Origin of the sequence: Myxococcus sp. AM011 (assembly GCF_013372595.1) — a bacterium.
GTDB lineage: Bacteria > Myxococcota > Myxococcia > Myxococcales > Myxococcaceae > Myxococcus > Myxococcus eversor.
This window is the reverse complement of sequence record NZ_JABXEM010000127.1, coordinates 1-25,284: the sequence shown is the minus strand read 5'-3', so window position 1 is coordinate 25,284 and position 25,284 is coordinate 1. Positions and strand designations below refer to the sequence as shown.

The window sequence follows — 25,284 nt, the reverse complement described above, 5'->3', positions numbered from 1 at the left end:
AAGTTCTCCCTCGGCGCCGCGCGGTTGAAGCAGGGGGCCTCCCGTGAAGGAAGACCCCGGGTGTTCAGTGGTGACCCGGTTCCGGAGTCTCCGGCGTGTCCTTCGTCTGGTGCGGCCGCAGCCCGCCACCGAACCGGCCGCGCTGCGCGCCCGTGCCGATATCGGGGGGCTGCAGGTCGCTGTACTGCGAGCCGGGCGGGTTGGCGCCACGGAAGCGCGTGCCGAGGTCCGCCATCGGGATGGCGAGCATCAGCACCACGAAGACGATGGAGACGCCGAACACGATTCGGTTGGCGCCCCGGTGCTCGGACAGGTGCATGAAGTACAGCGCGACGAGCGTGCCCTTCACGGTGGCGATGACGAGCGCGAGCAGCAGGCCGAAGGACGGCAGGTGCATGCGGCCGGTGACGACGGTGACGACCGTCAGCACCAGCAGGACACCCCAGATGAGCCAGTAGCGGCCCGCTCCGTGGTGCTCGTGCATGTTCTTCTCTTCCTGATGGGATTCGTTGGCGATGGCCATGGTGGTGTCGCCCTCAGACCAGGTACAGCATGGGGAACAGGAAGATCCACACCAGGTCGACGAGGTGCCAGTACATGCTGCCCAGCTCGACCATCGTGTAGTTGTTGGGGCCGAAGTCCTTCTTCTTGAACGCCCGGACCATCGCCACCGCCAGCACCGTCATGCCGATGACGACGTGCAGCGCGTGCAGCGCCGTCGAGCAGAAGTAGACCGTGAAGTAGAGGGTGATGCCAGGCATCTGCATCCCCTCGTAGAAGTAGTACCGGCCCGGCAGGGTCCCGATGTGGAACTTGTGCGCGTACTCGAAGTACTTGATGACGAGGAAGCCCAGCGCCATCACCAGGGTGAGCGCGAACATCACGCCCACCATCTTGTTCTTGCCCTCCTTGGCGTAGTGCACCGCGAGCGCCGCGGTCAGCGAGGAGGTGATGAGGACGATGGTGTTCACCGTGCCCATCGTCAGGTCCAGGCTGCGGCTGCCGGCCGCCCACGCCTCCGGGAAGAGGAAGCGGTAGCAGCCGTAGCAGACGAACAGGCCGGCGAAGAGCAGGATTTCCGTCGCCAGGAACAGCCACATGCCCAGACGGGCGGCATGGTTCTGGACCTCGAGCGACGCGAAGTGCTCCGCCAGGCGCGGCACGTTGGCCGTGCCGTCGGCGGTGTGGGCGCTAGACTGCATCGGGGACCTCGGCCTTCTTCGGGTCGACGTAGAAGTGGGGCTCCTCGGGGAAGGTGACCTGCGGGCCCACGAAGTTGTGCGTCGGCGGAGGCGACTCGCTCACCCACTCGTAGCCCTTGCTGCGCCACGGGTTCTTGCCGGAGGCCTCGCCGAACACCAGCGCGTACGTCAGGTAGAACGCGATGATGAGGAAGCCGAAGGCGAGCAGCGACGCGCCCGCGGTGGAGGCCACGTTCAGGGCCTGGAACCGCTCCGGGTAGTCATAGTACCGGCGCGGCATGCCGTTGTTGCCCACCAGGAACTGGGGGATGAACGTCGCGTTGAAGCCCAGGATGATGAGCGCCGCGGACACCAGGCCCCACCCCTCGTGGTACGTCTTCCCGAACATCTTCGGGAACCAGTAGTGGAGGGAGGCCAGGAAGGCCATGATGGTCGCTCCCACCATGATGAAGTGGAAGTGCGCGACGACGAAGTAGGTGTCGTGCCACGGGACGTCCAGCGACACCGTGCCCAGCGCGATTCCCGTCATGCCACCGAACACGGTGAAGAACAGGAAGCCGCAGAAGTAGGCGAAGGGCGTCGAGAACTCGACGGCGCCCTTGTAGACGGTGCCCACCCAGTTGAAGACCTTGATGGCGGTGAACACACCCACCAGCATGGTCAGCACACCGAACACGCCCGCGTCGAAGGTCGACTGACCGGACACGAACATGTGGTGGCCCCAGGCGAAGAAGCCCACGAAGGCGATGCCGAGGCTGGAGTACGCCACCGCGCGGTAGCCGAAGATGTTCTTGCGGCTGTACGTGCTGACGACCTCGCTCATCACACCGAACGCCGGCAGCACCATGATGTACACGGCCGGGTGGCTGTAGAACCAGAACAGGTGCTGGAAGAGCACCGGGTCGCCGCCGCGCGCCGGGTCGAACATGCCGAAGCTGAACAGGTTCTCCACCGCCACCAGCACCGTCAACAGACCGATGACCGGAGTCGCGAGCACCTGGATGCAGCTGGTCGCGTAGATGGCCCAGACGAACAGGGGCATCTTGAACCAGGTGATGCCAGGCGCGCGCATCGTGTGGCAGGTGACGATGAAGTTGATGCCCGTCGCGATGGAGCTGAAGCCGATGATGAACGCGCCGAACATCACCGGCGCCACCGTCGTCGTCGTGTGCGTGCTGTACGGGGTGTAGAAGGTCCAGCCCGTGTCCAGCCCGCCGTTGAGCATGCCCCAGAGCATGAACACGGCGCCCGTCAGGTAGATGTAGAACGAGGCGAGGTTCAGCCGGGGGAAGGCCACGTCCTTGGCGCCCAGCATCAGCGGCAACATGAAGTTGCCGAAGACGGCCGGAATCGCCGGAATCATGAACAGGAAGATCATCACCAGGCCATGGAGCGTGAACGTACGGTTGTACGTCATCGCGTCCATGATGGTCGGACCCGGCGTCAGCAGCTCCACCCGGAGGAGCAGCGCGAAGATGCCGCCCACGAGGAAGAACAGCAGGATGAAGAACAGGAACATCACGCCGATGCGCTTGTGGTCCACCGTCAAGAGCCAGCTCTTGATGGTGGTGCCGTCCACCAGATAGCTGGGGTGGTGGTCGTGGTGCTCGTCGTGCGGGGCGGCCCCCGCCGTATCGAGGCTACTGGATGGGGTCATAGGCGGGTCCCTCGGAGGCGCCCTCGCGGACGTTCGGAGTGCGAAGCGACTTGATGTACTCGACGATGGCGGCCGTCTCGGGGCCCTGCAGCTTGCCCTGATACGTCGGCATCACATTCTGGTAGCCCGACACCAGGTGGGCTCCAGGGTCCATCATCGACTGGGTGATGTAGGCCTCGTCCACGCGGATGGTCTGACCGTCATCCAGCTTCTCCACGCGGTCATACATGCCAACGAAGGTGGGGCCGATGTGCGCCGAGCCATCCACCGAGTGGCACTTCAGGCAGCCCTGCGTACCGGCCAGCACCTGGCCCTGGTCCACCATGCGCGCCACCGGCGGCACCAGCGAGGTGTCCGCGAGCGCGTCCTGGCGGTCCTGCAGCCGGCCGCGGCGCTGGTCCTTGATCCACACGTCGTACTCCTCCTGGGGGAGGACCACGACCTCCGCGAGCATCTTCGAGTGCGACAGGCCGCAGTACTCGGTGCAGAGCACCTGGTACGTGCCGGGCTTGGTCGCCTCGAACCAGATCTGCGTGTAGCGACCCGGCAGCGCATCCATCTTGATGCGGAAGGCCGGCACGTAGAACGAGTGCAGCACGTCCCGGGAAGTGATGAGCAGACGGACCGGGCGGTTGGCCGGGACGTGAAGGACGTTCACGCCGTTAGGACCTTCCGGGTACGCGAACTTCCACATCCACTGCTTGCCCATGACGTAGACGTCCATCGCGTCCTTGGGCGGCGTGGTGACCCAGGTGAAGTCCCTGAAGCCGATACCGAACCAGGCCAGGAAGAACACCAGCGGCACGGAGACGAAGAGGAACTCCGTCTTCAGCGTGGGGACGACGTACTCGGTTGCCTGGTCGGGAATCCGCCGGCGGTACCGGAAGAACATGAACAGCGCCGCGAGGCCAACGCCAGCCGACATCACCATCGTCGTTCCCACGACGAAGTGGTGCAGCAGGTCGACCCGTTCCGCGAACGTGGACGCGCTCTCCGGGAGGAACAGAAGGTTGTTGAGAAGCTCGCTCATGCCGCCGCGCCTTTCTTCAGCTCGCGCCTCCAGAAATAGATCAGCATCGTCGCCAGGGCGAGGAAGACAGCCATGCCGCCCAGGCGGATGAACCCGAAGATGTAGAAGCCGTACCGCCGGGTCGCGGTGTCGTACTTGAAGCAGGACATCACCACGCGGTCGAGGCTGGTACCCACGCGGCCACCTGCCGCCTCCAGCAACGCCAGCTTCGTGTCCTTGGCGGGGAAGTCCGTCCCGTACAGATACCGGGAGATGCTCCCCTCCGGCGTGAGCACCATCACCACCGCGGGGTGGGCGTACTGCCTGGTGCTCGCGTCATACGTGTACTTGAAGCCCACCGCGTCCGCGAGACGGTGGATCTGCTCGTCGGTGCCCGTGAGGAAGTGCCAGGGCGCGCTCTCCGGCTTCCCCATGGACTGAAGGTGTTTGCGCCGGCGCTCGTTGCTCATCGCCGGGGTGTCTTCCGGGTCCACGCTGACCGTGACGGCCTCGTAGTCCTGGCCCAGTTCCAGCCCCAGCTCCCGCATGGTCTTCACCTGGGCGTTGAGCACCAGGTTACAGAGCATGGGGCAGTTGTAATACACGAGCGTCAGCAGGGTGGGACGTGTCTTGGGCAACACCGAGCCCAGCGTCACTTCCTGCCCGCTCCCGTCGATGAAGCGGGTCTGCAGGGGCACCGGTTCACCCAGGTGCTCCTCCACGTCCACACCCTTGAGCTGGGGGGGCGCGTCCGACTGTGCTTCGACGATGGCGCGGGGCGTCTTGCCCCCGCCCGGCATCGCTGAGGCCGGGAGCGCCGTGGCCAGGAGCAGCGCCATGGCGGCGAGCATCCCCCGGCGCGGGGCACACGGGGAGATGTAGGAGAGGATGGACATCATCGCGGGCGGCTCTTGGAGATGACCGACTTCATCGCCTCGTCGAGGTTGGGGTGCGCCTTGACGCCCGGCTGGTCACCCCAGCCCGCCTGCAGGGCCTGCTGCTGGCCGCCAATCTTCTCCTCGGCGTGCCAGTCCTGCTCGAACAGGCGCTGGTTGACGATGCCCACCTCGTACTGCCCCATGGCCGCCGGCCGCGGAGGAGGACCGTCCGGCTGGGCCTCCTTCATGGTCCGCACCTGGATGGCGTAGGCCCAGACGATTCCCACCGCGAAGATGACGAGCGAGCCGGCGCCAATGCCGATGATCTTGCTCATCACGATGTGGTCTTCCTCGGCGGCCACACCGTGGGCGCCGACGATGACACGCGACTCGAGCTCAACCTGGGTCTTCTTCATGGCTGCACGTACCTCAGGGACTCAGCGATGTACGGGTCCTTCACCGGCATCGTGTAGTTGCCGCGAGCGTTCTTGAGCGCGAAGCCCACCGCGATGCCGCCCACGCCAATGAACGAGGACAGCAGCGTCACGAGCGACAGCACGTCGAAGCTCGGGCCCTGGTTGCCCGTCAGCGCCGGCCAGATGAGCCAGTACATGTCCACCGCGTGGATGACCAGCAGGTAGACGGCCACCACCGACAGCCGGCGGGGGTGCAGCTTCAGATTCCGTGACAGGAGCACGAAGAACGGCAGCACGAAGTGGCCGAAGAACAGGGCGATGGACAGCGGCTTCCACGCGCCGAAGATGCGCAGGCCGTACCAGGGCGCCTCTTCCGGGATGTTGGCGATCCACACCAGCATGAACTGGGAGAAGGCGATGTAGGCCCAGAACGCCGTGAAGGCCAGCATCAGCTTGCCCAGGTTGTGGAAGTGGGCCGTCGTCACCACGTTGCCGTAGAGGTCCTTGCCCCGCGCCAGGGTGGTGACGATGGTGAGGACGCAGAAGGCCGACAGGAAGCTGCCCGCGAAGTAGTAGACGCCGAACATGGTGGACTGCCACAGCGGCGTGAGGCTCATCAGCCAGTCGAAGGACGCGAAGGTGATGGTCAGCGCCAGGAAGGGCAGGATGCCGGGGGCGAAGCGGCGCATGCGCACCGTGAGGTCCAGCCCGCCTTCGGTGTCCTGCTTCAGGCTCAGCCCGCGCAGCTTCCAGGAGGCGAAGATCCACACCGAGAAGTAGATGACGTGGCGGAAGAGCGTGAACGGCCAGTTCAGGTAGCCGTGCTCCTTGTGCGACAGGTGCTCGGACTCCAGGCCGGTGATGCCGGCGCGCAGCGGCGAGCCCGGCCACCAGGGGTACAGATACCCCGCCATCAGAATCAGGGGGATGATGAGCAGCAGGAAGATGGGGATGACGGACGAGCCCGTCTCCATCGTGCGGCGCAGGACGATGAGCCACTTGGCCTTCGCCGTGTGGAAGATGGCCACCATGATGGTGAAGGCCACGCTGATGCCCACCCAGTACGCGAAGGCGAGCAGGTAGCTGTGCGCGGCCGCGCCCTTGGCGTTGGTGAGGAAGAAGACGGCCAGGGTGACCAGGATGCCCAGGGCGCCCGCGCCGAACGCTGGAATCATCAGCTTCGGCGTGCCGGTGTAGCGCTCGAGGTGAGCTGGGGCTTCGGCTGCGGGGGTCATCGGTTCTCCTGCGGGACGGGCTGCTGTCCGCCCGTACGGGTGTTGCGAGCTTCCTGGAGGGCACGGACGTAGGCGACCACGGCCCAGCGCTCACGCACGTCCAGTTCACCGGAGAAGGACGGCATCACGCCGTAGCCCTCGTTGATGGCCGTGTAGAAGTGGCCCGCGGCCTTGCTCTCCAGCTCCAGCAGGGACGGCGGCAGGCGCAGGGCCATGTTCTCCGCGACCACGCTGTTGCCGTCGCCGAGCACGCCGTGGCACTGCGAGCAGACGATGTTGTACTTCTTCTGGCCCAGCGTCAGCAGGGTCTGGTCCACCGTCACGGGGATGGTGGCCACGGGCTGACCGTTGGCGCGGCCGCTGAGGGCCGTCTGCCGGGCGGTGGGGTCCTTGAGCTCCGGCAGGCTGGCGAAGCGCTCGCGGGGCACCGTTCCAGCCGGGGGCGTGCGCATGGCACGACCGTCCGCCCAGAAGTCAGAGGCCTCGTAGTACTCGTACTTGGCCTGGTGCTCCATGCGCTGGAGGAACTCCGAGGGGACGTCGCAGCCCGACAGGGCGACGAGTCCGGCGGCGGGGATGAGCCACCTCATTCCTTCTCTCCCGTGACGACGGTCACCTGGGTGGCACCCAGGGCCTTGAGCTGGTCAATGACGGCCGCCGCGTCCTGGCCCGTCGCATGCGGCACGCTCAGCCAGTAGCCGTGCGTGGACGCGGTGCGGAAGGCATCGGACTCGAAGACGGGGTGGTACGGCTGCGGCAGCCGGCTCAGTCCCAACAGGCCGAAGAAGATGCCGAACGCGGCGAACAGCACGCTCAGCTCGAATGTAATCGGCACCCACGCGGGCAGGGACAGGAGCGGACGACCACCGATGTTCAGCGGGTAGTCGTAGGTGTTCATCCAGGTCTGCATCGCGAGCGCCGTCGTCAGGCCGGTGAGCCCACCGCACAGCGCGATGAAGGGGACCTTCGAGGGGGGCAGGCCCAGGGCCTCCGAGCCGCCATGCAGCGGGTACGGAGAGTAGGTGTCCATCCCCTGGAAGCCCTTCTCCCGCATCTGACGGGTGGCATCCACGAGGACATCTGGCGTCTCGAACTCGGCCAGCACCCAGGAATCGAGGACAGTGGCTTCCATGACTCTAGTGCGCTCCGTGGGATTTCTGGTGGGCGGCGTGCTTGAGCTCCAACTGCAGCTCCTTCACTTCGCTGATGGCCACCGCGGGCACGAACTTCAGGAACAGGAGGAACAGCGTGCCGAACAGGCCCAGGGTGCCGACGTAGATGCACCAGTCCACCCAGGTGGGGGAGTAGATGCCCCACGACGAGGGCAGGAAGTCCTGGGAGAGCGACGTCACGATGATGATGAAGCGCTCGCACCACATGCCGATATTCACGGCGATGGAGGCCACCCACATGATGGGGATGCTGGTGCGGCACTTCTTGAACCAGAAGATGTTCGGCGTGACGACGTTGCACGTGATCATCAGCCAGTACACGCCGGCGTAGGGGCCCGTGGCGCGGTTCACGTAGAAGGTCCAGAACTCGAACTGGTTCTGCGAGTACCAGGCGACGAAGTGCTCCATCAGGTATCCGTAGGACACCAGGAGGCCCGTCGCGAGGATGACCTTGTTCATGTTCTCCAGGTGGCGGTCCGTAATCACGTCCCGCAGACCCAGGTACTTGCGCGCCGGGACGATGAGGGTGATCACCATCGCGAAGCCGCTGAACACGGCGCCGGCCACGAAGTAGGGCGGGAAGATGGTCGCGTGCCAGCCGGGCAGCAGGGACACGGCGAAGTCGAACGAAACGATGGTGTGCACCGAGACGACGAGCGGCGTGGAGAGGCCGGCCAGGAGCAGGTAGGCGATCTTGTAGTTGTGCCAGTGCCGCCCTGAGCCGCGCCAGCCGAGCGCGAACAGGCCGTAGATGGTGCGCTGAAGCTTCGTCTTGGACGAGTCACGCAGCGCGGCCAGGTCCGGGATGAGGCCCACGAACCAGAACAGCGCGGACACCGTGAGGTACGTGGAGATGGCGAACACGTCCCACACCAGCGGGGAGCGGAACTGCGGCCACGCGCCCAGGGTGCTGGGGTAGGGGAACAGCCAGAAGGCGAACCAGGGACGGCCGGTGTGCAGCAGCGGGAACAGACCCGCGCACATGACGGCGAACAGCGTCATGGCTTCGGCGAAGCGGTTGATGCTCGTGCGCCACTTCTGCTGGAAGAGCAGGAGGATGGCTGAGATGAGCGTACCGGCGTGGCCGATACCGACCCACCAGACGAAGTTGATGATGTCGAACGCCCAGCCGACCGGCTGGTTGTTGCCCCACACGCCGATGCCCCGGGCGAGCGTGTAGGTGACGCCGACGACGAGCAGACCCAGCGCGCTGAGCGTCAGGCCGAAGAGCATGAACCAGCCCTTGCCCGGCTTGCGCCAGACATGGTCCAGCAGCGTCTCGTTGAGGGACTTGTCGTCGTGGTGCGGCGGGATGAGGTCCCGGGGCTCGAGCGGATCGAGCGGGGCGGTGGCGGCGGTCTCGGCCATGATTAGTGGCTCCCTTCGTTCGTCGCGGCCTTGGCCGGCTCGAGGGCGGAATTCGGGTTGCGCACGCGGATGAGGTGCGAGGTGCGCGGACGCGTGCCCAGCTCGTGCAGGAGCTTGTAGGCGCGGACATCCTCGGAGAGCTGGCTGACGAGCTGGTTCTCGTCGTTGAGCGAGCCGAAGACGATGGCCTGCGCGGCGCACGTCTGCTGGCACGCCGTCTTGAGGTCCGCTTCCTTGATGAGGTGCTTGTGGACGCGCGCGTCGATGCGGGCGCGCTCGATGCGCTGCACGCAGTACGTGCACTTCTCCATGACGCCGCGGTTGCGCACCGTGACGTCCGGGTTCATCAGCATCTTCTCGGTGGCCGTCTTGCCCGCGGTGTAGTGCAGGTAGTTGAAGCGGCGGACCTTGTACGGGCAGTTGTTGGAGCAGTACCGCGTGCCGACGCAGCGGTTGTACACCATGTCGTTCAGGCCCTCGTCCGAGTGCACGGTGGCGTTCACCGGGCACACGTACTCGCAGGGGGCCTTCTCGCAGTGCACGCACATGACAGGCTGCATGACCATCTTCGGGTCGTTCTCGGGACCCTCGAAGTACCGGTCGATGCGCAGCCAGTTCATCTCACGGCTGACGGCCACCTGCGCCTTGCCCACGACGGGGATGTTGTTCTCCGCCTGGCAGGCCACCACGCACGCGCTGCAGCCCGTGCAGCGGGACAGGTCGATGGCCATGCCCCACTTGTAGCCCTTGGAGTAGTCGAAATCGACGAGGTTGTCCTGGATGCCCTGCTTCAGCTCGCCCTTCACGCGGTGGAGCGTGTGCTCCGTCTCCTTGGAGGGGTGCTCCAGCTCGGAGATGGGCATGTCCAGCGCGAGGGGCCGGTTCTCCATGCGCCAGTGCGTCTGGGTCAGGCTGAACTTGTAGCTGCCGCGCACCTTGGTGAGCGTGGCGCCGCCGTCGAACCAGGGGTTCTTGCTGGTGCGGATGGGGTTGACGTTGAAGCCCACGCCCTTGGCGACCTGCTCGTGCAGGCCGTTGCGGCCGTAGCCCAGCGCCACCGTCACCGTGTTGTCCGCGTGGCCGGGGACAATCCACACCGGCACCGTCAGCTTCTGGCCGTTGTAGGTCAGCTCCGCCAGGTCGCCAGGGGCGAGGCCGAGCGCCTTCGCCGTGTCCGGGCCCAGCAGGGCGGCGTTGTCCCAGACCATCTTGGTGATGGGCTCGGGCAGCTCCTGCAGCCAGGAGTTGTTGGCGAAGCGGCCGTCGTAGACCTTGTAGTCGTTGACGAAGTTCAGCTCCAGGTCACCCGAGGCCGGGGGCGTGTAGCCCGCGATGAGCGAGGCGGCGGCGCCGAAGTCCGGCGAGCCCGCGACGGCGTGGGACGCGGTGTTCTCGATGAAGCCCTGGGCCACCCAGGACTCCCAGCGGGCCTCGAAGTCGGCCGGGTTGGCCGTCTGGCCACGCCAGTAGTCGCGCAGGAGCTGGTAGGCGGGGTGGAAGGGCTCGTCCAGGAACAGCGCGAAGAACTCCACCTCCGGCATCCCGTTGAAGAGCGGCTGGATGAGCGGCTGGGCGATGGAGACGGTGCCCTCCACCGAGCGGCCGTCGCCCCACGTCTCCAGCGGGTGCGCCGCGGGGACGAACCAGTCGACGTGCGCGCTGGTCTCGTCCTCGTAGAGCGACGTGTAGAGGACGTTGAGCCTGGCGCGGTTGGGGTGGTCCTTGCTCAGCACCTTGCCCAGGCCCACGTCGTCCGGCAGCGTGAAGACGGGGTTGTAGGCGGTGATGACCAGGGTGTCGACGCGGCCGGCCTCGATGTCTTCCACGAGGGCGCGGACCTGCGACATGCCCGTCGCCTCGGCGATGGGGGCCTGGATGTAGCGGACCGTCTTGTCGCCGTTGCCGAGCGCGTTGTTGATGGCGTGGGCCAGCGCGTGGACCGCGGCCGGCTGACGCTCACCCGCGATGACCAGCGACCGACCGGGGCCGGCGGCGCGCAGGTCGGCGGAGACCGCCTGCACCCAGTTGCCCAGCTCACCGCGCAGCGGCGACTTGGCGGCGGCGGCGCCCGCGAGGGAAGCGGCGCTGCCACCGATGGCCTGGGCCACCGCGGCGGCGAGGCCGAGGACCTCCTGCGACTTCAGGCGCAGGCGGTGGTCCGCCATGCCGCCGGTGATGGAGAAGCGGGCCTCCGCCATGTAGAGGCGGTTGAGCTTGCCCTTGCGCGGGTCGCGACGGTCCGCGAACTCGCGGATGTGGCGCAGGTTGCCCGGGCAGCTCTCCAGGAAGTCCGCGTCCAGCGACAGGACGATGTCCGCCTGGGAGAAGTCGTACAGCGCGGCCACGTGCTGCCCGCCGAACAGGGTGCGCAGCGTGTCCGCCTGCGTGTCCTGGTTGGAGGACGCGCTGTGGAAGCGCGCGTTGGGCATCTTCTTGATGATGCGGTTGCGCAGGTCGCTCGTCAGCGGCGAACCCACCGCCTCCGTGAGGAAGCGCACGCGCGAGCCGCCGTTCTCCGCGGCGGACTTGCCGACGAGGGACGCGATGGTCTCGTTGAGCACGCGCTGGGCGCGGGGCGTCTTGCCCTGGCGCAGCACGCGCGCGCGGCTCGGGTCATAGAGCGACAGCAGCCAGGCCTGCTCGAAGGTGCAGGCGGCGCCCTGGTTGACCGGGTGGTCCGGGTTGCCCTCGACCTTCACGGGGCGACCCTCGCGGGCGGTGATGAGCAGGCCGGAGGTGTGGCCGGCCAGCGTCATCGCGGACGCGTAGTGCAGGGGGTTGCCGGGGGTCACTTCCGGCGGCGTCTTCGTGTACGGCAGCAGCTTCTCGTCCGGGGGACGGGTGCTACAGGCCGTGGCGCCGGCCAGGGCCAGCGAGGCGCCGAGCAGCTGCATGAACTCGCGGCGCACGAAGCCGGTGGGGGGCAGGTCCGCGCCCACGGGGAACTCCGGGCGGGACTCCTCCATGTACTCGGAGGTGCCCAGCTTCTCCTCGAGGCTGCGCCAGTACGACTGGCCGTAGCCGTGCTCGGCGGAGTTGGCGTTCGCGGCGGCGTGCTCCAGCGCCTCACCGACGGCGTCAGGCGCCGCGGCGGGCCGGTCCGAGACGACCGGGAGCGCGAAGGACGAGGATTCCTGCGACGGCGCGCCGTCGCGCTTCGTGTTCATCGGTGGCATGTGGAGCAGCTCGTGCGCGAGTGGACGTCGTACTCATCCTTCAGCTTCTCGCCGAGCGCGATGGCCTCGGCCTTGTCCGACGGCGGAGTCCACGTCATCGACGTGATGAACTCCGGGGGCCGCAGGTGCGGCTCGGGATTGCGGTGACACTCCAGACACCACGCCATGGTCAGCGGAGCGAACTGCTCCACCGCGGCCATCTGGTCGATGCGACCGTGGCAGCTGGCGCAACCCACGCCCTTGTTCACGTGGATGGCGTGGTTGAAGTAGACGAAGTCCGGCAGGTTGTGGACGCGGACCCACTGGATGGGTGAGTCGGCGAAGAAGGCCTTGCGCACCTCGGTGAGGTACGGGCTCTTGTTCCACACCTGCGCGTGGCAGGACATGCACACGGTGGTGGACGGGATGCCCGCGGAGGGCGCCTTGTCCACACTCCAGTGGCAGTACTGGCAGTCGATCTTCTCGTCCCCCGCATGGTGGCGGTGGTCGAATTCGATGGGCTGCTCGATGGGCTGCTGCTGGTTCGTGACGTACGGGGACCGTACGTAAGCCATGAGGCCGCCGATGCCGATGGCGGGCACGGCAAGAAGCGCCGCGGCGGACAGCCGAGACACCGTGTTCGTCCAGCGTGGAAACAGAGGGCCGCTCATACCAGGACCATGGGCAAGGGGGCTTCTACAACTGCGGTGACAGGAGAAGAGGAAGAGGTGGGGACGCGGCTGAACGCGAGGAGCGGCGGGGCGATCCCGGCCCCGACGGGTCGGGGGGGCGGCTCCTGGCGCGCGGAAGGCGAAGCAGTCACGTCCAACGAAACCTCTATGGATGTTGCCGCGGGCGGGTCCCTCCTCCTGGCCCAACCCAGCGCGGCGCGGGACCATTGACCATCGACACGGCAGTGTCAACCATTCTGATGTTGTGGAGCCGTGGGATACCACTTCCTCGCGCGGAGGCGGGAAATCGCGGTCCAGAGGTGATGAATCTCTCTTCTGGCGGGAGGAAGGGACGTTGAGCCCGAGCCCGTCCGCGGCGGATCATCACGTGTGCTGGGGTGTCTCGGTGCGCTGCTCACACAAGGTATGGGCAGACCGGCGCGCGGGCTCATCGCCCGACAGAGACATGTCGACGGCTCGGGCTTGAGACGGTGTCACTCGGAGTCCGCGCCAGCCGGCTCCCGCCAGCGCTGCTTGCGGCGGGCGAGCAGCTTCTCCACCAGCTCCCGGACCCGCGAGTCCCGGTGATAGTGGGGGTCATGCCGGCTGCCCTTGCCCTGGTTGCAGCAGGCGCAGGCCAGGCCCAGGTTCTCCGGCGCGTCCGTTCCTCCGGCGGTTCGCGGGAGGATGTGCTCGATGGTGGCCCGGCTGATGGGCTCGCCATCCAGACCCACCACCAGATGCGCGTTGCAGTGCAGGCACTTGCCCAGCCAGGCCTCGCGCCCCCGATGCTCGGTGAGCTCGAAGGTGGTGTCCGTGGCGATGATGCCCAGAATCTTGCGGCGCTTGGAGTCGCTCATCCTACACCTCGACCACGGAGGGGCCGGCGATGGCGAAGACGCGCTCCCCGGGTCGGCGCGGCATGTCGAGTCCCCCGGTGAAGGCGCTGAAGGCCGGGAGCACGCCCACCCCGGGGCCCAGGTGGAAGCATGGAAGACGGAGGCGGTCCCCGCCAGCCGACAGCCTCACGGTGGGGTGGAGATGACCGGCCCAGATGTAGCGGCCCGTGACAGGGGTGGGGTGATGGGCGAAGCGGAAGGGCCCCTCATCCAGGTGGGACTCGTGGACGTCCATGTGCCACTCCGTGGGCAGGGGCCCCGCACGGAGGTCATGGTTGCCCCGGACCAGCACCACCTCCACGTCGGCATGGCCCGCGCGCCAGTCCGCGAGTCTCTGGATGAGCGCGGGGGTGAGGCCCTCCCGGGAGTGGACGAGATCGCCCAGGACGAGCAGCCGACGGGCCCCCGTGCTGGCGAGCGCCGAGGACAGGCGGGTCAGGTCATCCTCCAGCACGCCGAGCGGCAGGGGGATGCCGTGCTGCTGGAAGCTCTCCGTCTTGCCCCAATGGAGGTCGGCCACCGCGAGGGTGCGGGCCTCGGGCCAATGCAGGGCCCGTTCCGGGAGCAGCTCCAGCGGGGTGCCGCCTACGCGGACCTGGCATCGTCGCGCGTCCATCGCTCCTTCATGCGCTCCACCCGCTCCAGCAGGGACTCGCTGGAGAGGCTGGCGCTGATGCGCTCGACGACGAGCGGGAAGGCCAGCGGCGTCGGCCTCCGGACGTGGAGCAGCTCCAGGGGGCTCGACTCCAGGCGCTCCAACGCACGCTCCATGCGGCCCTGCTCGAACTGTTGCTCCAGCACCTCGCGGCGGGCCTGGGTGAGCAGCAGGTGTCCCGGGTCATGGCGGGCGAAGACATCATGGAGGAGGGCGGCGCTCGACTGGACCTGCCGCGTGGACTTGCGAGCCCCGGGGAGCCCGGGCAGCACCAGTCCCGCCACGCGGGCGATGTCCCGGAACTGGCGTTTCGTCAGCTCGCCTACGTTGATGCTCTCGAGCACGTCCTCCACCAGGTGCTCGCGCGTGAAGAGGTGGGGGCGCAGCGCCTGCTCGAAGGGATAGGGCGCGGGGGTGAGCAGCTCCAGGCCGTAGTCATTCACGGACACGCTGAAAGTGGCCTTCTGGAGGCGTGTGAGCCGCAGAGCGAGCAGGGCCGCGAGTCCCTCGTGCACCCGCCGTCCTTCGAAGGGATAGAGGAAGAGGTGGTGCCCGTCACGCGTCTGGCACACCTCCGCGAGGAGCGCGCTGGCCGAGGGGATTCGCGACAGTCGCTCCTGGGTCTCCAGAATGGGCCACGCGGCGGCGAGCTCGTCGGAGGTGACGTCGCCGTGGCGCGCGGAGTCGAGCGTGCGGCGCACGGCGGCGGCCAGCGATGTGGACAGCGGCAGGCGACTGCCACCCCAGCGCGGTGTCTGCGTCACCTTCGCCTTCGCGGGCCGGACGTAGGCGGTGAGCCCTTGGAGTCGGCCGAGCTCGAGCTTCTTGCCGGCGAACTGGAAGGTGTCTCCTGGGCGGAGCCGGCTGACGTAGGACTCCTCCACGCTGCCCAGCCGTCCTCCGCTCCAGTAGCGCAACTCGACTACGGCATCGGAGGTGATGGTGCCGATGTTGAGCCGGTGCAGTCGGGCGACGCGGGCGTCCTTCACGACGAAGCGACCCTCGTGCTCCTCCACGCGGCGGAACTCCGGGTAGGCCGTCAGCGTGGGGCCACCTTCGCGCACCAGGGTGAGCGTCCAGTCGAACTCCTCGTCCGTGAGGTCCGCGTAGGCCGCGGCGCCGCGCACCTCATCGAGCAGGGCCTCTCGGGTGAAGCCTCCTCCGAGCGCGCACGTCACCAGGTGCTGGGCCAGTACGTCCAACGGCTTGCCAGGGGGGATGCGCGGTTCGACTTCCTTGCGTGCGAGCGCATCGCGGGCGGCTGCCATCTCCACCAGCTCCAGCGCGTGCGTGGGGACGAAGAGGATGTTGCACGTGGCCTCGGGACGGTGTGCGCCTCGGCCCGCGCGTTGGAGTGTCCGGCCGATGCCCTTGGGACTGCCCACCTGCACCACGCGCTCCACGGGGCCGAAGTCCACGCCCAGGTCCAGCGACGAGGTGCACACGACGATGCGCAGCGAGCCGTCCTTGAGGCGTCGCTCCACGCGCTCCCGCTCGTCGCGGTCGATGGAACCGTGGTGCAGTGCGAGCAGGTGTTCCCACTCCGGGCGCGCGAAGCGCAGGCCCTCGAACCAGCGCTCCGCCTGTGAGCGCGTGTTGGTGAAGATGAGTGTCGACTTCGCCGGGTCCAGCCTCGCGGCCACGCGGGCCAGCATGGTGAAGCCCAGGTGTCCCGCCCATGGAAACGTGTCCACCTGGTCCGGCAGCAACGTCTCCACGTCCACCGGACGCTCCAGGTCCGCGCTGACGAGGGTGGGGCGCGTACCTGTGCCGACCCCGTGCCGCGCGGCCTCCTCCAGGTTGGCGAGCGTGGCGGACAAGGCCCAGGTACGCATGCGCGGAGCGAAGCTTCGCAAGCGGGACAGGGCGAGCTCCGTCTGCGTGCCTCGCTTGGAGCCGAGCAGCTCGTGCCACTCGTCGACGATGACGGCGCGCAGCGAGGAGAACAACTCCGGCGCTCGCTCGTTGGAAAGCATCACGGAGAGCGACTCGGGCGTGGTGATGAGCACTTCGGGGAGTCGCTGTCTTTGTCGCTGGCGCACCGACGACGACGTGTCTCCGGTGCGGCTCTCCACATCGAGGTCCGTGTCGAGCACGCTCAGCGGCTCGCGAAGGGCCAGCTCCACGTCACGTGACACCGCGCGAAGGGGCGTCACGTAGAGAATCTGGAGCCCCTTCTCGCCATGCTCGGCCACGTCGGCCAGTGGCGCGAGATACGCGGCGTAGGTCTTCCCCGCGCCCGTGGGGACATGGATGAGCCCGCTGTCTCCACATGCATAGGCGGCCCAGGCTTCTTCCTGGAAGGCGTAGGGCGTCCAGCCCTTCGAGGCGAACCAACCCCGGAGCCGCTCCATCGGCGGGCCGCTCGCCGCTTTCGTGGAGGGCGCCGTCTCGCGTGGCTTCGCTCGCTTCCTCCCGCGTGGGTTCCCGGTCGTCGGTGTTGGGCCTCCGTGGAGGGCCTTCCTCTTCGCCTGGAGCTGGGCTCGCAGCGAGGGCGACCTACGCGCTGGCATGGAGCAGCTCCTTGAGCGAGTCCAGGGAGTCGGCGTCCTGTGGCTTCTTGTCCGTGCGCCAGCGGGCGATGCGAGGGAAGCGCAGCGCGACGCCCGACTTGTGACGCGGTGACTTCTGGATGCCCTCGAAGTGCAGCTCGAAGACCTGCTCGGGCTCCACCGAGCGCACCGGTCCGAACTTCTCGCGCGTGTGCGCGCGAATCCATCGGTCCAGTCGGCCAATCTCCTCGTCGGTGAGGCCCGAGTACGCCTTCGTCACCGGGAGCAGGTCCGTCCCGTTCCACACGGCGAAGGTGTAGTCGGTGTACAGCGAGGAGCGTCGGCCATGTCCTGGATGCGCGTAGAGCAGCACCGCGTCCACCGTGAACGGGTCGATCTTCCACTTCCACCAGTCGCCACGCTTGCGGCCCGTGAGGTACGGGGAGCTCAATCGTTTGAGCATGAAGCCCTCGACGTTGCGCTCACGTGCCTCGCTTCGCGTGTGCGCCAAGGCTTCCCAGGAAGAAGCTTCCACGGCGGGGGACAGCGGCAAGGTGGGGTGGTGCTTCAGCAGCGCGGCCAGTCGCTCGCGGCGTTCGCGCAGCGGCAGTGCACGCAGGTCCTGCCCGTCCTGCTCCAGCAAGTCGTATGCGATGAACGCAGCCGGTGCCTCCGCGAGCACCCGGGGCGTCAGCTTCTGTCGACCGATGCGACGCTGGAGTCGAGCGAAGGGCAGGGGCTTGCAGTCCTCGTACGCCAGCACCTCGCCGTCCAGCACGGTGCCTTCGGGCAGGGCCTTCGCGGCCTCGGTGATTTCGGGGAAGCGGTCGGTGATGAGCTCCTCACCCCGGCTCCAGAGATAGACGTCTCCCTTCCGGTGGAGGAGCTGGCCTCGGATGCCGTCCCACTTCCATTCGACCAACCACTCCGAGAGGTCTCCCAGTGACTCCGGCGGCTGCTCCAGCGGAGACGCCAGATAGAATGGATACGGACGCGAGTGCTCCGCATCCGAGACCTCCGGCGAGACGAGCTGCTGGAAGAACTCCTTCGAGGGAGTCCAGGTCCCCATCAACCGGTGCGCGACGTCTGGCGCGGGAAGTCCCGCCACCTTCGCGAGCGCGCGGACCACCAGCGTGGAGGAGACGCCCACGCGCAGCTCCCCGGTGAGCATCTTGCTCAGCAGGAAGACCTCTCGCCGAGGCATGGCGCGCCACCAGGACACCACCTGCTCGCGCTGCGCTGTCGCATCCAGCTCACGCAGGGGCAGCAGGCGCTGGGTGAGCCACTGCGACAGCGGCAGCTCCTCCGGCGCGCTCGGCCGCTCCAGGTTGTCCAACAGCAGGGAGATGACTTCCGCGAGGTCTCCCACGGAGGCGTAGACCTCCGCGAACAGCCAGTCGGGAATGTGCGTCAGCTCCTGGGTCCACCCCACCAGCAGCTTCGTGGTGAGCAGTCGCTTCAGCTTCTGTCCCGTGAGGAAGTACAGCGCCCACGCGGTGTCCTCGGGAGGTGCTTCCTGGAAGTAGCGGGCGAGGGCCTCCACCTTCGCGTTGGTGGAGGTGGTCTGGTCCAGGCGCTCGTACAGGTCCGCGAGTCGTCGCATGGGTCAGTCCTCCGCCTCGCCCTCGAACTGCGTTGCCAGCGGAGAGGCGTCCACGCCCTGCTCGCGGAGATAGCGCGCCAGGGGCTCCGCGGAGCCGTGCGTGGTCAGCACCCGCTCCGCGCCCGTGTCCGCCACCGTGCGCAGCAACTCGGACCAGTCCGCGTGGTCCGACAGCACGAAGCCCCGGTCGAAGCCGCGCCGCCGTCGATTGCCGCGCACGCGCATCCAGCCCGAGGCGAAGCCCGTCTCCGCTTCGCCGAAGCGCCTCATCCACGTGGACCCGCCCGCGCTCGGCGGCGCCAGCACCAGCGCTCCCGCGAAGGACGTGCCCTTCGCCACCTCCGACACGAGCTGCGTGGGAATCATCTTCACGCCCGCGTCCCGGTACACCTCCACCAGACCCTGCACCGCGCCGTGAACGAAGGCGGTCCGGTCCGTCAGCCGCGCCAGCTCCGCGAGGACGCGCTGCGCCTTGCCCAGGGCGTAGCAGAACAGCACCGCCGCGCGTCCCACCGCGCGATTCGCGTCCCACCACCGCAGGATGTCCTCCGCCACTTCGCGCGTGTCGTCCCAACGGAAGATGGGGAGGCCGAACGTCGCCTCGGTGATGAACGTGTGACAGCGCACCACCTCGAACGGCGCGCACGTCGGGTCCGCCGCGCGCTTGTAGTCGCCGGAGATGACCCACACCTCGCCCCGATGCTCGATGCGGAGCTGCGCGCTGCCCAGCACGTGGCCCGCCGGGTGGAAGCTCACGGTGACGTCGGTGAGCTTCAGCGGCTCGCCATACTCCAGGGCGTCGATGCGCGAGTCGGCGCCCACGCGCCGCCGCAGCAGGGCCTCGCCCGCTCGGGTGCCCAGGTAGCGCTGGTGGCCCGTGCGCGCGTGGTCCCCGTGCGCATGGGTGATGAGCGCCCGCTCCACCGGACGCCAGGGGTCGATGTGGAAACCTCCAGGCTCACAATAGAGCCCGTGGGGCGTCACCGTGATGAGCGGCCTTCGTGCCTGGAAGGAGACGGAGGCGTCCACAGTCCTTCAGAAATAACGAGGGCTTCCGGGGGCGACCACCCAGGGTGCGCGGGCCTCTCACCCGCCCTGGTTCCTGGGATGGTCGCCAGCCGCCCGGCCATCACTCCCGGCCTTGACGGCATCCCCGGGAATGACAGGCACGTGCGCGCCGATGGTCCTCGCCGGGATTCGTCCGCCGCGCTACACCGACGATTGCGCTCTGGGAGCGCGGCTCGGGTGCGCTGGAAGGTCGCGCGCGAGTTGCTCCCTGGAGTGGAGTCCCCGGCCTTCGAGGGGACGGAGACAATGCGGTAGCGGGGGAGAGGTCATGACCATGGATGCACAGGAGCGGAAGGCGGCCTACCGCCAGCGCGCGGAGCAGGGCGAGGCAGTGCCGGTCTCGGTGGAGTTGCCGGCGGACCTCGACACGCCGCTGTCGGCCTATCTGAAGCTGGGTGGAGGCTCGCGCGGCTTCATCCTGGAATCGTGCTACGGCGGCGAGCGCTTCGGGCGCTACAGCCACGTGGGCACCCACGCCGCGGGGCGCGTGCGCCTGGACTCGCACGGCGCCACCGTGTGGCGTGGCTCGCGCGAGGAGCGCCGCGACGGCAAGCCGATGGACGTGCTGCGCTCCCTGTGGCGTGAGCTCGCCGTGGCCCGTCTCCCCGGTGAGGCGCCGTTCCTCGGCGGGCTCGTGGGGTACATGGGTTACAATTGTGTCTCGTGGATGGAGCCCACGGTTCCGGACCGGCACCCGCGCGACACGTCCTTCCCCGACTCCGAGTGGCTCATCTCCGAGGACTTCGTCACCCACGACTCGCGCACGGGGACGCTCAAGGTCACCGCCATCGCCCGCCCTTCGCTCCACGCGAGTGTGGCCGTCGCGTTGAAGGACGCCGAGGACCGCGCGCAGGCCATGGCCGAGCGGCTCCTCAAACCGCTGCCGCAGGAGGCCTATGCGCCGTCGCCGCGCATGAAGGGGGAGAGCCCCGTGGCCTGTTGGGACCGCGCTGGCTACGAGGCCGCGGTGGAGCGCTCGAAGGAGTACATCCGCGCGGGCGACATCTTCCAGGTGGTGCTCGCGCGTCGCTTCGAGTCGCGAGGCGCGCCGCCTCCGCTGTCGCTCTATCGCGCGTTGCGCCGCGTGAATCCCTCGCCGTACCTGTTCCTGGTGGAGCTGGGCGAGGCGCGCGCGCTGGTGGGTGCGTCGCCGGAGTTGCTGGTGCAGGTGAGAGATGGCGACGTGGTGGTGCGGCCCATCGCCGGCACGCGTCGACGCGGAGCCTCCGAGGCGGAGGACCTGGCGCTGGAGAAGGAACTGCTCGCGGACGAGAAGGAGCGCGCCGAGCACATCATGTTGGTGGACCTGGGCCGCAATGACGTGGGCCGGGTGGCGGCGCCGGGCTCGGTGCGCGTCGAGGACCTGATGGTCATCGAACGCTACAGCCACGTGATGCACATCGTCTCGCAGGTGCGCGGGAAGCTGGACTCGAAGTTCGACGCGCTCGATGCGCTGGCCAGCACCTTCCCCGCGGGCACTGTTTCGGGTGCTCCGAAGATTCGCGCGATGCAGATCATCGACGAGCTGGAGGTGCAGCGGCGCGGGCCGTACTCGGGCGCGGTGGGCTACCTGTCCTTCTGCGGCACGCTGGACGTGGCCATCGCCCTGCGCACGTTCTTCGTGGATGGAGACCGGACCATGTGGACCGCGGGCGCGGGGCTGGTGGCGGACTCGGTGCCATCGAAGGAAGCCGATGAGACGGAGGCCAAGGCGGGGGCCATGGCCGCCGCGCTCCGGCTGGCTCGTGAGGGAGGTGGCCGGTGATTCTCGTCATCGACAACTACGACTCGTTCACCTTCAACCTCGTCCAGCTCCTCTACACGCTGGGCGCCGAGGTGAAGGTGGTGCGCAATGACACGCTCGACATCGCGGGCGTCGCGGCCCAGGGGGCCTCGCACCTGGTGATTTCACCGGGCCCCTGCACGCCGCACGAGGCCGGTGTCAGCGTGGCCGCGATTGCCCAGTCTCGAGTGCCGGTGTTGGGCGTGTGCCTGGGACATCAGTCCATTGGCGCGGCCTTCGGTGGCAAGGTGATCCGCGCTCCGGAGCCGGTGCACGGCAAGTCCGCGCGCATCCAGCACGGGGGCTCGGGGGTGTTCACTGGTGCGAGCCAGGGCTTCCAGGCCGCGCGGTACCACTCGCTCATCGTGGAGGCGTCCTCGCTGCCGCGAGAGCTGGAGGCCATCGCGTGGAGCCAGGACGGGCTCATCATGGCGCTGCGCCACCGTGAGAAGCCCGTGGTGGGCTTCCAGTTCCACCCCGAAAGCGTGTTGACCCCCGAAGGGCCCACCCTGGTGAAGAACTTCCTGGAGGGGCGCTTCTAGAGGGTGGCTCATCCCTTGAGGTGGGTGGTGTCGTTCCAACTGGCGAGTGCCGGCTGGGCGGCATCTCCATCGAAGCCGAGCACGCTGATGGAGCCGGTGCTCAAGAGGAACAGGCGTCCATCATCAGGCGGGAGGCCCAGCCACCGCGAGGCGAGCACTCGAAGGAAGTGTCCGTGGGAGAAGATGAGGATGTCTCCCTTCTCCGCGCGGGCATCGGCGATGACGCGGTCCGCGCGGGCGCCCACTTGCTGTGCCGTCTCTCCGTGGGGCACGCCGTTCTTCCACAGGGTCCAGCCTGGGTTCTCCACGCGAATCTCCGCGCTGGTGCGGCCCTCGTGGTCGCCGTAGTCCCACTCCATGAGGTCATCGCGCCGCTGGGCCGCGTCTCCGTAGCCGGCGAGCGCGCAGGTCTCGAAGGCCCGGCTCAGGGGGCTGGACCACACCTGGGCGAAGGTCCAGGCGCGCAGTGGTGAGCCGAGCAGCGCCGCCATCTTCCGACCGTCCTCCAGCAGCGGGACGTCCGTGCGCCCCGTGTGCTGGCCACTGCGGCTCCATGCCGTCTCACCGTGACGGACGAGCACCACCTGGGGGGCACGCGTTTTCATGGGTCGGATTGTGCCACCACCTCGGCGTCGGGTGCGTGTCCCGTGTCTCGCCAGGCGTCGAGTGGACAGTCCTTGGAGTGCCCGGTCCGCTGTCGAACGACGGACGCGCGAGGCTTGAACCCGTGCGTCGTCCACTCCACCCTGGGGTGGTGGTTCACGTTCCCCATGAGGAGTCACGAATGCGTCACCTCCGCCCGTTGCCCCACGCTTCCACCGTCCTCGCGTTGCTGCTGGCCTCGACGCTGGCCCTGCCGGGACATGCGCAAGCGCCAGCGGGGAAGGGTGCCAGCACGGAGGGCACGATGTTGCTGACCATCTTCATGAAGCACGACCAGGGCAAGACGCTGGAGGAGATCAACGCGCACCTGGACCGCACGGGCTTTCGCAAGAGCTTCCCGCCGCCCGGTGTGGAGGTGGTGTCCTGGTACGTGATGATGGGCGTGGGGCAGGTCGTCACCGTGCGACTGCCTCCCGAGAAGCTGCGCGAGGTGAACCTCGCGTTCGAGAAGGGCGCGTGGGGCGCGTTCCGCACGGAGTTCTACCCGACGTATGACTATCGGGCCATCTGGGAGAAGGCTCGCTCGGCGACGCCGTGAGGTGAGCCGGTACGAGGAAGGCCGTGCGCGCCGTTCTCCCTCGTACCCGAGCCACTTCGCTCAGCGCTTCAGGCCGCGCTTGATTTCAGCGCAGAGCGCCTTCGCTGCCTGCGGACCATCGGCATGCGCGGCGCGGACGATGGCGCTGCCCACCACCACGCCGTCCGCATGCGCCGACAACGTCCGTGCCTGCTCCGCGCTGGAGATGCCGAACCCCGCCACCACTGGAACTGGTGAAGCGTTGCGCACCAGGTCCAACCGCTGCGACAGGTCCGGCGGCAGCTCCGCGCGCATGCCCGTCACGCCCGCCACCGACACGCAGTACACGAAGCCGCGCGCGTCCTTCGCGATGGCCTCCGCTCGCGCTCGGGGCGTGGTGGGCGCGCACAGCGGAATCAGGTCCACGCCCGCCGCGTCGAACGTGGCGCGCAGGGCTCCGCTCTCCTCGGGCGGCAGGTCTGGAAGAATCGCGCCCGACACGCCGCGCTCTCGCGCCAGCTTCGCGAAGCGCTCCTCGCCCATCGCCATGATGACGTTCACGTACGTCATGATGACCAGCGGCGTCTCCGGGCAGCGCCGACGCACTTCCGGCACCACCTCCTCCAGCACGCGCTTCAGCGTCGAGCCTGCCTTCAGCGCGCGCTCCGACGCTCCCTGGATGACAGGCCCGTCGGCGATGGGGTCGCTGAACGCCACGCCCACCTCGACGATGTCCGCGCCACCCTCCACCAGCGCGGTGAACACCTCCACCGAGCGCGCCAGGTCCGGGTCTCCCGCCATGGCGTACGCCACCAGCGCGCCCTCGCCCCGCGCCTTCGCCCGCGCGAAGGCCTTCGCGATTTCGCCGCTCACGCCTTCACCCCCACCGCGGGCGGTACGCCTCGCGCGGAAATCGTCGCGACGTCCTTGTCCCCTCGGCCCGAGCAGTTGATGACCAGGTACTTGCCCACACCCAGCTCCCGCGCCAGCTCCTTGCCGCGCGCGAACGCATGCGACGTCTCCAGCGCCGGCAGGATGCCCTCCATCCGCGCCACCTCGTAGAACGCCGCCAGCGCCTCGTCGTCCGTGGCCGTGCGCACTTCCATGCGCCCCGTCTTCGCCAGGTGCGCCAGCTCCGGCCCCACGCCCGGATAATCCAGGCCCGCGGAGATGCTGTGCGCCTCCTGAATCTGTCCGTCCCCGTCCTGCAACACCAGCGAGCGGGAGCCGTGCAGCACTCCCTCCGAGCCCAGCGTCAACGACGCGCCATGCTGGCCCGAGTCCAGTCCATGCCCTCCGGCCTCCACGCCGATGAGCCGCACGCTCGCGTCGCCGATGAACGGATGCAGCACGCCAATCGCATTCGAGCCGCCCCCCACGCACGCCACAATCGCATCCGGCAGCTTCCCGAAGGCGGCCTGCGCCTGCGTGCGCAGCTCCTTGCCGATGATGGCCTGGAAGTCGCGCACCACCGTCGGGTACGGATGCGGCCCCGCCGCGCTGCCGATGACGTAGTGCGTGTCCGACACCTGTGACACCCAGGTGCGCATGGCCTCGTTCATCGCGTCCTTCAGCGTCCGCGAGCCCGACTCCACCGGGCGCACCACCGCGCCCAGCGCGCGCATGCGGAAGACGTTGAGCGCCTGTCGCTCCACGTCCAGCGCGCCCATGTACACCTCGCACGGCAGGCCGAACAGCGCGCACGCGGTGGCCGTCGCGACGCCGTGCTGGCCCGCGCCCGTCTCCGCGATGATGCGCTGCTTGCCCATCCGCTTCGCGAGCAGCACCTGCCCCACGGTGTTGTTGATTTTGTGCGCGCCCGTGTGCGCCAGGTCCTCGCGCTTGAGCCAGACGTGCGCGCCTCCCCACGACTCGGTGAGCCGGCGCGCGGGCGTCAGCGTCGTGGGCCTGCCCACGAACTCGCGCAGCACCCGTGCCACCTCCGCGTCGAACGTCGGGTCCGCGCGAGCCGCCGCATACGCCTCTTCCAATTCCATCAGTGCCGGGACGAGCGTCTCCGGCACGTAGCGCCCGCCGAAGCGCCCGAAGCGACCGGCGGCAGTCTCCGTGTTCATCCCTGTCACTCCCAGAGGTTGATGGACTTCGCGGCCCGCACGAAGGCGCGCACCGCGTCCATGTCCTTGATGCCGGGGGCCGACTCCACCCCGCTGGCCACGTCCACTCCGTACGGCCGCGTCGCGCGCACCGCCTCCGCCACATTGGAAGGCTTCAGTCCGCCCGCCACCAACACCGGCACGCCACACCCCGACAGCCCCGCCACCAGCGACCAGTCGAAGCC

At 68.2% G+C, this 25,284-nt stretch carries 23 protein-coding genes and 1 pseudogene; 3 read left to right on the top strand and 21 right to left on the bottom strand.

The window, feature by feature from the left end; translation table 11 throughout:
• Nucleotides 1–64: 64 nt before the first annotated feature.
• The 17 genes from HUW62_RS25230 to HUW62_RS25150 all read right to left on the bottom strand — a co-directional run bounded on the left by HUW62_RS25230 (nt 65) and on the right by HUW62_RS25150 (nt 19,441).
• Complete coding sequence (locus HUW62_RS25230; protein WP_163870038.1) at nt 65–523, bottom strand: cytochrome C oxidase subunit IV family protein; 459 nt, start codon at nt 521–523, stop codon at nt 65–67.
• A gap of 13 nt (nt 524–536) precedes the next feature.
• Nucleotides 537–1,202: a cytochrome c oxidase subunit 3 family protein gene (locus HUW62_RS25225; protein ID WP_163870039.1), complete on the bottom strand. Its 666-nt coding sequence runs from the start codon at nt 1,200–1,202 to the stop codon at nt 537–539.
• On the bottom strand, nt 1,192–2,859 hold the full coding sequence (locus HUW62_RS25220; RefSeq protein WP_163870040.1) for a cbb3-type cytochrome c oxidase subunit I: 1,668 nt from the start codon (nt 2,857–2,859) through the stop codon (nt 1,192–1,194). Before HUW62_RS25220 ends, HUW62_RS25225 begins: the two co-directional genes overlap by 11 nt.
• On the bottom strand, nt 2,843–3,889 hold the full coding sequence (gene coxB / locus HUW62_RS25215) for a cytochrome c oxidase subunit II (protein ID WP_141646863.1): 1,047 nt from the start codon (nt 3,887–3,889) through the stop codon (nt 2,843–2,845). The genes HUW62_RS25220 and coxB overlap by 17 nt, the downstream gene beginning before the upstream one ends.
• Nucleotides 3,886–4,767: an SCO family protein gene (locus HUW62_RS25210; RefSeq protein ID WP_163870041.1), complete on the bottom strand. Its 882-nt coding sequence runs from the start codon at nt 4,765–4,767 to the stop codon at nt 3,886–3,888. Before HUW62_RS25210 ends, coxB begins: the two co-directional genes overlap by 4 nt.
• Nucleotides 4,764–5,162 (bottom strand): hypothetical protein, encoded by a 399-nt coding sequence (locus HUW62_RS25205; RefSeq protein ID WP_176435843.1) that lies wholly within the window; start codon nt 5,160–5,162, stop codon nt 4,764–4,766. The genes HUW62_RS25210 and HUW62_RS25205 overlap by 4 nt, the downstream gene beginning before the upstream one ends.
• Nucleotides 5,159–6,397: a hypothetical protein gene (locus HUW62_RS25200; protein ID WP_163870043.1), complete on the bottom strand. Its 1,239-nt coding sequence runs from the start codon at nt 6,395–6,397 to the stop codon at nt 5,159–5,161. Before HUW62_RS25200 ends, HUW62_RS25205 begins: the two co-directional genes overlap by 4 nt.
• Complete coding sequence (locus tag HUW62_RS25195) at nt 6,394–6,987, bottom strand: cytochrome c (RefSeq protein ID WP_176435842.1); 594 nt, start codon at nt 6,985–6,987, stop codon at nt 6,394–6,396. The genes HUW62_RS25200 and HUW62_RS25195 overlap by 4 nt, the downstream gene beginning before the upstream one ends.
• Nucleotides 6,984–7,529 (bottom strand): DUF3341 domain-containing protein, encoded by a 546-nt coding sequence (locus HUW62_RS25190; RefSeq protein ID WP_163870045.1) that lies wholly within the window; start codon nt 7,527–7,529, stop codon nt 6,984–6,986. The genes HUW62_RS25195 and HUW62_RS25190 overlap by 4 nt, the downstream gene beginning before the upstream one ends.
• A gap of 4 nt (nt 7,530–7,533) precedes the next feature.
• Entirely contained in the window at nt 7,534–8,937 is a 1,404-nt protein-coding gene (gene nrfD, locus HUW62_RS25185; protein ID WP_163870046.1) for an NrfD/PsrC family molybdoenzyme membrane anchor subunit, read from the bottom strand.
• Nucleotides 8,938–8,939: 2 nt separating this feature from the next.
• Nucleotides 8,940–12,104 carry a TAT-variant-translocated molybdopterin oxidoreductase gene (locus tag HUW62_RS25180; RefSeq protein ID WP_163870182.1) on the bottom strand — a complete coding sequence of 1,055 codons (3,165 nt, stop codon included), beginning with the start codon at nt 12,102–12,104 and terminating at the stop codon, nt 8,940–8,942.
• Nucleotides 12,101–12,763, bottom strand: coding sequence for a cytochrome c3 family protein (locus HUW62_RS25175; protein WP_163870047.1), 663 nt, complete (start codon nt 12,761–12,763; stop codon nt 12,101–12,103). The genes HUW62_RS25180 and HUW62_RS25175 overlap by 4 nt, the downstream gene beginning before the upstream one ends.
• Before the next feature lie 494 nt (nt 12,764–13,257).
• Nucleotides 13,258–13,623, bottom strand: coding sequence for an HNH endonuclease (locus HUW62_RS25170; protein ID WP_163870048.1), 366 nt, complete (start codon nt 13,621–13,623; stop codon nt 13,258–13,260).
• Between the two features lies 1 nt (nt 13,624).
• Nucleotides 13,625–14,278, bottom strand: coding sequence for a ligase-associated DNA damage response endonuclease PdeM (gene pdeM, locus HUW62_RS25165; protein ID WP_163870049.1), 654 nt, complete (start codon nt 14,276–14,278; stop codon nt 13,625–13,627).
• Nucleotides 14,248–16,830: a ligase-associated DNA damage response DEXH box helicase gene (locus tag HUW62_RS25160; protein ID WP_163870050.1), complete on the bottom strand. Its 2,583-nt coding sequence runs from the start codon at nt 16,828–16,830 to the stop codon at nt 14,248–14,250. Before HUW62_RS25160 ends, pdeM begins: the two co-directional genes overlap by 31 nt.
• A complete protein-coding gene (locus tag HUW62_RS25155) occupies nt 16,817–18,412 on the bottom strand; it encodes an ATP-dependent DNA ligase (protein WP_176435841.1) in 1,596 nt (531 codons plus the stop codon). Before HUW62_RS25155 ends, HUW62_RS25160 begins: the two co-directional genes overlap by 14 nt.
• 3 nt (nt 18,413–18,415) lie before the next feature.
• A complete protein-coding gene (locus tag HUW62_RS25150; protein WP_176435840.1) occupies nt 18,416–19,441 on the bottom strand; it encodes a ligase-associated DNA damage response exonuclease in 1,026 nt (341 codons plus the stop codon).
• Between the two features lie 313 nt (nt 19,442–19,754).
• Here HUW62_RS25150 and HUW62_RS25145 point away from each other — a divergent pair, with 313 nt between their 5' ends.
• Nucleotides 19,755–21,245: an anthranilate synthase component I family protein gene (locus HUW62_RS25145; protein WP_163870183.1), complete on the top strand. Its 1,491-nt coding sequence runs from the start codon at nt 19,755–19,757 to the stop codon at nt 21,243–21,245.
• Entirely contained in the window at nt 21,242–21,805 is a 564-nt protein-coding gene (locus tag HUW62_RS25140; protein WP_163870053.1) for an aminodeoxychorismate/anthranilate synthase component II, read from the top strand. The genes HUW62_RS25145 and HUW62_RS25140 overlap by 4 nt, the downstream gene beginning before the upstream one ends.
• Before the next feature lie 8 nt (nt 21,806–21,813).
• Here HUW62_RS25140 and HUW62_RS25135 read toward each other — a convergent pair whose 3' ends face one another.
• Nucleotides 21,814–22,410 carry a histidine phosphatase family protein gene (locus tag HUW62_RS25135; RefSeq protein ID WP_163870054.1) on the bottom strand — a complete coding sequence of 199 codons (597 nt, stop codon included), beginning with the start codon at nt 22,408–22,410 and terminating at the stop codon, nt 21,814–21,816.
• Nucleotides 22,411–22,589: 179 nt separating this feature from the next.
• Here HUW62_RS25135 and HUW62_RS25130 point away from each other — a divergent pair, with 179 nt between their 5' ends.
• Nucleotides 22,590–23,006, top strand: a complete 417-nt coding sequence (locus HUW62_RS25130; protein WP_163870055.1) for a hypothetical protein — start codon at nt 22,590–22,592, stop codon at nt 23,004–23,006.
• 60 nt (nt 23,007–23,066) lie between these two features.
• Here HUW62_RS25130 and trpA read toward each other — a convergent pair whose 3' ends face one another.
• The 3 genes and pseudogenes from trpA to HUW62_RS25115 form a co-directional block, all read right to left on the bottom strand.
• Entirely contained in the window at nt 23,067–23,858 is a 792-nt protein-coding gene (gene trpA, locus HUW62_RS25125; RefSeq protein WP_163870056.1) for a tryptophan synthase subunit alpha, read from the bottom strand.
• Complete coding sequence (gene trpB, locus HUW62_RS25120) at nt 23,855–25,060, bottom strand: tryptophan synthase subunit beta (protein WP_176435839.1); 1,206 nt, start codon at nt 25,058–25,060, stop codon at nt 23,855–23,857. The genes trpA and trpB overlap by 4 nt, the downstream gene beginning before the upstream one ends.
• A gap of 5 nt (nt 25,061–25,065) precedes the next feature.
• A pseudogene (locus tag HUW62_RS25115) lies at nt 25,066–25,284 on the bottom strand (N-(5'-phosphoribosyl)anthranilate isomerase); the annotation flags it as partial.

Excerpts from the sequence above, each read along its gene's own strand:
- HUW62_RS25200 (WP_163870043.1), bottom strand. The coding sequence starts at position 6,397 with ATGACCCCCGCAGCCGAAGCCCCAGCTCACCTCGAGCGCTACACCGGC.
- HUW62_RS25130 (WP_163870055.1), top strand. The coding sequence starts at position 22,590 with ATGCGTCACCTCCGCCCGTTGCCCCACGCTTCCACCGTCCTCGCGTTG.
- nrfD (WP_163870046.1), bottom strand. The coding sequence starts at position 8,937 with ATGGCCGAGACCGCCGCCACCGCCCCGCTCGATCCGCTCGAGCCCCGG.
- HUW62_RS25155 (WP_176435841.1), bottom strand. The coding sequence starts at position 18,412 with ATGCGACGACTCGCGGACCTGTACGAGCGCCTGGACCAGACCACCTCC.
- HUW62_RS25175 (WP_163870047.1), bottom strand. The coding sequence starts at position 12,763 with ATGAGCGGCCCTCTGTTTCCACGCTGGACGAACACGGTGTCTCGGCTG.
- HUW62_RS25180 (WP_163870182.1), bottom strand. The coding sequence starts at position 12,104 with ATGAACACGAAGCGCGACGGCGCGCCGTCGCAGGAATCCTCGTCCTTC.
- HUW62_RS25145 (WP_163870183.1), top strand. The coding sequence starts at position 19,755 with ATGGATGCACAGGAGCGGAAGGCGGCCTACCGCCAGCGCGCGGAGCAG.
- HUW62_RS25160 (WP_163870050.1), bottom strand. The coding sequence starts at position 16,830 with ATGCCAGCGCGTAGGTCGCCCTCGCTGCGAGCCCAGCTCCAGGCGAAG.
- HUW62_RS25230 (WP_163870038.1), bottom strand. The coding sequence starts at position 523 with ATGGCCATCGCCAACGAATCCCATCAGGAAGAGAAGAACATGCACGAG.
- HUW62_RS25190 (WP_163870045.1), bottom strand. The coding sequence starts at position 7,529 with ATGGAAGCCACTGTCCTCGATTCCTGGGTGCTGGCCGAGTTCGAGACG.
- HUW62_RS25220 (WP_163870040.1), bottom strand. The coding sequence starts at position 2,859 with ATGACCCCATCCAGTAGCCTCGATACGGCGGGGGCCGCCCCGCACGAC.
- HUW62_RS25225 (WP_163870039.1), bottom strand. The coding sequence starts at position 1,202 with ATGCAGTCTAGCGCCCACACCGCCGACGGCACGGCCAACGTGCCGCGC.
- HUW62_RS25195 (WP_176435842.1), bottom strand. The coding sequence starts at position 6,987 with ATGAGGTGGCTCATCCCCGCCGCCGGACTCGTCGCCCTGTCGGGCTGC.
- HUW62_RS25210 (WP_163870041.1), bottom strand. The coding sequence starts at position 4,767 with ATGATGTCCATCCTCTCCTACATCTCCCCGTGTGCCCCGCGCCGGGGG.
- coxB (WP_141646863.1), bottom strand. The coding sequence starts at position 3,889 with ATGAGCGAGCTTCTCAACAACCTTCTGTTCCTCCCGGAGAGCGCGTCC.
- trpB (WP_176435839.1), bottom strand. The coding sequence starts at position 25,060 with ATGAACACGGAGACTGCCGCCGGTCGCTTCGGGCGCTTCGGCGGGCGC.
- HUW62_RS25135 (WP_163870054.1), bottom strand. The coding sequence starts at position 22,410 with ATGAAAACGCGTGCCCCCCAGGTGGTGCTCGTCCGTCACGGTGAGACG.
- HUW62_RS25170 (WP_163870048.1), bottom strand. The coding sequence starts at position 13,623 with ATGAGCGACTCCAAGCGCCGCAAGATTCTGGGCATCATCGCCACGGAC.
- pdeM (WP_163870049.1), bottom strand. The coding sequence starts at position 14,278 with ATGGACGCGCGACGATGCCAGGTCCGCGTAGGCGGCACCCCGCTGGAG.
- HUW62_RS25205 (WP_176435843.1), bottom strand. The coding sequence starts at position 5,162 with ATGAAGAAGACCCAGGTTGAGCTCGAGTCGCGTGTCATCGTCGGCGCC.